Here is a 4,145-nt window from a genome sequence, read left to right on the forward strand (position 1 = left end):
ATCCAATGATAAACAGATACGCCCGCATCCAGATTTGAGAAACAATCCGATGCCACTTGGCTTTTGAAGGTTCTTTTAACGCAAAGCAGGGCAAATAAAATATAATAGCAACGAATAGGGTAGATACAAACCAAATCAGTCCCCAAAATGCCCATATTCTTCCAAGAACATTTTGCAACTTTTCAGAAAAAAAGGAAGTATTTGAAGAAACCATATTGGGTAGGCTATTCATAAAAGTAGGCGAATGTATTAAAAAACGAAATAAGTATGTCAGCAGCCTCAACCTTGCACAGAGGAAGGATTCCAGTTAATCGGTGAAAGTGACTGTTGAACCAGCAATTCGTTGGTTCTGCTGAAATGCTTGCAACCCAAAAAGCCCCGGTAAGCACTAAGTGGAGAGGGGTGGGGAGCTTTTAAAACAAAATGACGGGTTTCATCAATCAATACCTGCTTATCCTGGGCAAATTTCCCCCATAACAAAAACACCAATCCCTGTTTCTTTTCAGATAAAGTACTGATTACAGTATCGGTAAATTCCATCCAACCGATGTTTGCATGACTAGCAGCTTCGTTGGCTCTAACAGTTAGTACGGAATTCAACAGCAATACGCCCTGCTGAGCCCAATGGGTAAGGTTTCCAGAAACTGGCATTTCTCCACCCACATCATCAACTATTTCTTTAAAAATATTCTGCAGCGAAGGCGGAAAGGGAACCGCATTGGGTACCGAAAAACTGAGTCCGTGCGCTTGTCCGGGACCATGATACGGATCCTGCCCTAAAATAACCACTTTCACTTGCGAAAAAGGGGTTTGGGCAAATGCATTGAAAATCAAATTACCGGGTGGATATACCGTAATTCCAGAAGCTGTTTCTGCTTTAATGTGGGTAACCAGTTGAGAAAATGAATGTCGCTTAAAAGCGGATTCCAACACTTCCTTCCAACTGGCTTCTATTTTAACATCCATACCCAAGCCAATTAATTGAAAACATTTTTAAAATTACTGCCAAAAAAAATACCCACCAAACCATTAACAGTCGGGAAAACAATAGCCATTGGTAGCAAGTAAATATCCTTTCGTGCCTGCTTTCAAGCTATTGGTTTGCGTATAAAAACTCAATTGCTGTTCCATCACTTCCAAATCTACCTTATAATCTCTTCCTGCGAGGGTTACTTGCAATATCGTTGCTTTTACAGCATGATGGGTACTTTCAACTTGAAATAACAAATGTTCTGGCCGTACCATCCAGCAATTTGCCGTATTCAATGCAAATTTTTCTGGAAAAAATACCTGGGCCAATTCGGGGGATAATGGATAGAAATCGCCTAAGAGCCCTGCTACATAAGAGTTTTGGGGAGAATGGTAGATTGCTTCCGGACTACCCACCTGCACCAGATTTCCATTTTCCAAAACCAACAATCGATGCGCCCATGCAAAAATATCATCGGGATTGTGAGAACACAATAAACAGGTGATATTCAATTTACGGGTCACATCAGCCAAAACCTGCTGTAATATTTTTTTATTGGTTAGGTCAAGATGCGAAAAGGGCTCATCAAGCAGCAACCAGCGGGGAGAAGTGATTAATAAAAGTGCTAGGGCAATGCGTTGTTGCTCCCCACCTGAAATCTCATGGTGCTTTCGGTTCATCAGGTGCTCGATGCGACACAGCGAAAATAAGTTGCGGGCAAGGGATGTTTCCCAAACATTGGCATATTGAAAAAGATCGCGGATATAATAGTAATGCGGAAGATGAGATGATTGTTCCAAAATGGCAAGGCCTGGATGTCCGGGCACCAATTGCTCCTGGGGACCTTTGATACGCTCGGAAAATAGAGTTATTGATCCTGTATCTGGTTGTTGCCAGCCAGCAATCAACTGTAAAAGGGTAGATTTACCCGAACCACTTACTCCAATTAAGGCCAAGTTTTCACCAGGTACCTGATTGAAGGTTATAGGAGAGAGTTGGAAATCGGGGGAAATATATTTAGATAATTCTGTAACCGAAAGCATAGTTGCAAAACTACTGCGGTATTGCATCTGAATCAAAATAATCAGACCCAACAAAAATAAAAGATACCCCCGCTACTGAAGTAACAGGGGTATTCCCACCTTTTATGTAACAACTTAAATTTATTATTAACTAGCCTTTCTAAGTAATTGTTCTTCAACTTCTACATGTTCAACAGTTTCGTACTCGGTATGTACAGTAGTTTGCTGACTTACCACAGTTTTAGCAGGAGCTAAGCGTTGAGTATACCCTAATGTAATTAAAGTGATAGAAGGGAAGAGCATAGTTAACATTTGCCAGCCCTTTGCGGAACGATTTTGCTCCTCGGCAATATTACCTACCCAGTTAAAGGCAATTACGCGGAAAATAAGACCTCCTGTGATCATGATATTCAGGTATATATTAAAAGCATCAAAGAAAACATTATCAGCAATGCAGAAATACGTAAAGATTACGGGAACTACTAAGCAGAAAATGCCTGCGAATGATGCTTCTTCATTACGCTGATAATAATTGTTGGTTTGGGCATAATTCCGGGGAGCGGTTACTGTGTTACTAACATTGGTAACTGAACTGTTTAACAATTGGTTGAGGGAGTAAGTTGACATAAGATTTGTTTTTAAAGGTTTGGGATTAGGATATCAGTTTTTAAAATTGTTTGTTTCGTTTAACAATGTAAAATTGCACCAATCGAAATCCGGTTTTTATAGTTTGTTTTACTAATCTTCTGTAATTTTTAAAAGTAGTCGTGTAGTAAAACACCCACACCTCACTAGGAAAATCCCCTTTCGCAAACGATATGTAACACTTAAAGTGCTAAATATTTGATTATCATATATTTGCATGCATATACCTCTAGTAAATTGCCTTATTGTAACAACAAAGAAATATTCGATTAAAACATTGATAATCAAATATTTAAACATTGTAACTAGTAAAACAAAAAATTATGCTTTTTTATTTCGCTCCATTATAGAAGTAGCCTGCATTACCGATAAAAACTGAAATAAATGTTAATAAATTGGCATCTTACAAGCAGACGGAATTTGAAACTGGATCGGGTAAGAAAGGGAAATAGTTTTGCTGCTAACTGTTCTGCATCCACATGCCTGTTTATTAATTATCACGATAATCAGACAATCCCACTTGGATTAGCCTTATAATAAAAAAATACCCCAGTACATCTGTACCAGGGTATCCCACCTTTACTATATCAACTATATTACTAAATCGCTCGTCTGTAAGTTTGTTCATCTAACTCATACACATAATCGATAACTGTTTCATCATCTGATTTCATCCTGCCGAATTTCTCCATATTAAATAATGAAGGCTGCTTGCGAACCACCCGTCCTAATACGATTAAAGTAATAGAAGGAACGAGGAAAGTCATTATTTGCCAAATCTTCACTGAGCTATTTTGTTTCGACAGCAAATTGCTAACCCATTTATGAGCAATAACTCTAAACATCAGTCCGGATGAAATCATAATAAAAGTGTAAAGACCAAATGCATCGAGTAAAATATCTTTTGCAATACAGAAAAATGTAAACATCATTGGTACCAGAAAACAAAAGATTCCTGTATACGAAGCTTCTCTGGCACGATTAGAGATGCTGCGATCAATTGATTTGCGGTTGAAAAGAACCCCATTCATAGAAATTTTCATTTCTGAAAAGTTGTTGGACTGGTTGAAGAGTAAGGTTGACATATAGTTTGGTTTTAAGGTTAGGTAGCATATTTGCTTTGCTCTACATCTAAACGTTGATGAATTGTTAATTATTATGTTTTTTGTGGATAACTTTGAGAAATCTTTATTTTATAAACATATTCACAGTGACTTAAAAGATTGATTATCATATAATTAAGCACTAATAATCAGATAAATAATATTTTACAAATTTTATTTGATATTTATAATTCATTAAACCTCTCAATACAATATAAATGAGCCTCATTTGGAAAAAATCAGCACGCTTAATGGGAAACCAATTTGAAATCAGTTTAGTAGCTGATGAGGAGGAACTTGCCAATGAGTGGATTCAACAGGGATTTAATCACATTAAGGAAATTGAATATTTATTAACCACCTATTCTGATTCCAGCGACCTATATCGGATCAATGCAGCAGCTG

The 4,145-nt window shown here is 37.5% G+C and carries 5 protein-coding genes and 1 pseudogene; 1 reads left to right on the plus strand and 5 read right to left on the minus strand.

Going from position 1 to position 4,145, the window contains the following annotated elements:
* From ACOYLT_RS10390 to ACOYLT_RS10410, 5 genes are all read right to left on the minus strand, one after another.
* Window positions 1-214, minus strand: a 214-nt coding sequence (locus ACOYLT_RS10390) for a hypothetical protein (protein WP_422853781.1), incomplete at its 3' end; no start/stop codon positions are given.
* A gap of 65 nt (window positions 215-279) precedes the next feature.
* A complete protein-coding gene (gene ung, locus ACOYLT_RS10395) occupies window positions 280-966 on the minus strand; it encodes a uracil-DNA glycosylase (RefSeq protein WP_422853782.1) in 687 nt (228 codons plus the stop codon).
* A gap of 63 nt (window positions 967-1,029) precedes the next feature.
* On the minus strand, window positions 1,030-2,013 hold the full coding sequence (locus tag ACOYLT_RS10400) for an ABC transporter ATP-binding protein (RefSeq protein WP_422853783.1): 984 nt from the start codon (window positions 2,011-2,013) through the stop codon (window positions 1,030-1,032).
* A gap of 126 nt (window positions 2,014-2,139) precedes the next feature.
* Window positions 2,140-2,619 carry a hypothetical protein gene (locus tag ACOYLT_RS10405; protein ID WP_422853784.1) on the minus strand — a complete coding sequence of 160 codons (480 nt, stop codon included), beginning with the start codon at window positions 2,617-2,619 and terminating at the stop codon, window positions 2,140-2,142.
* 617 nt (window positions 2,620-3,236) lie between these two features.
* Window positions 3,237-3,722 (minus strand): hypothetical protein, encoded by a 486-nt coding sequence (locus ACOYLT_RS10410; RefSeq protein ID WP_422853785.1) that lies wholly within the window; start codon window positions 3,720-3,722, stop codon window positions 3,237-3,239.
* Window positions 3,723-3,958: 236 nt separating this feature from the next.
* Between ACOYLT_RS10410 and ACOYLT_RS10415 the strand changes: the two are divergent.
* A pseudogene (locus ACOYLT_RS10415) lies at window positions 3,959-4,145 on the plus strand (FAD:protein FMN transferase); the annotation flags it as partial.

This window comes from Flavobacterium sp. (assembly GCF_049318185.1).
Lineage (GTDB): Bacteria > Bacteroidota > Bacteroidia > Flavobacteriales > Flavobacteriaceae > Flavobacterium.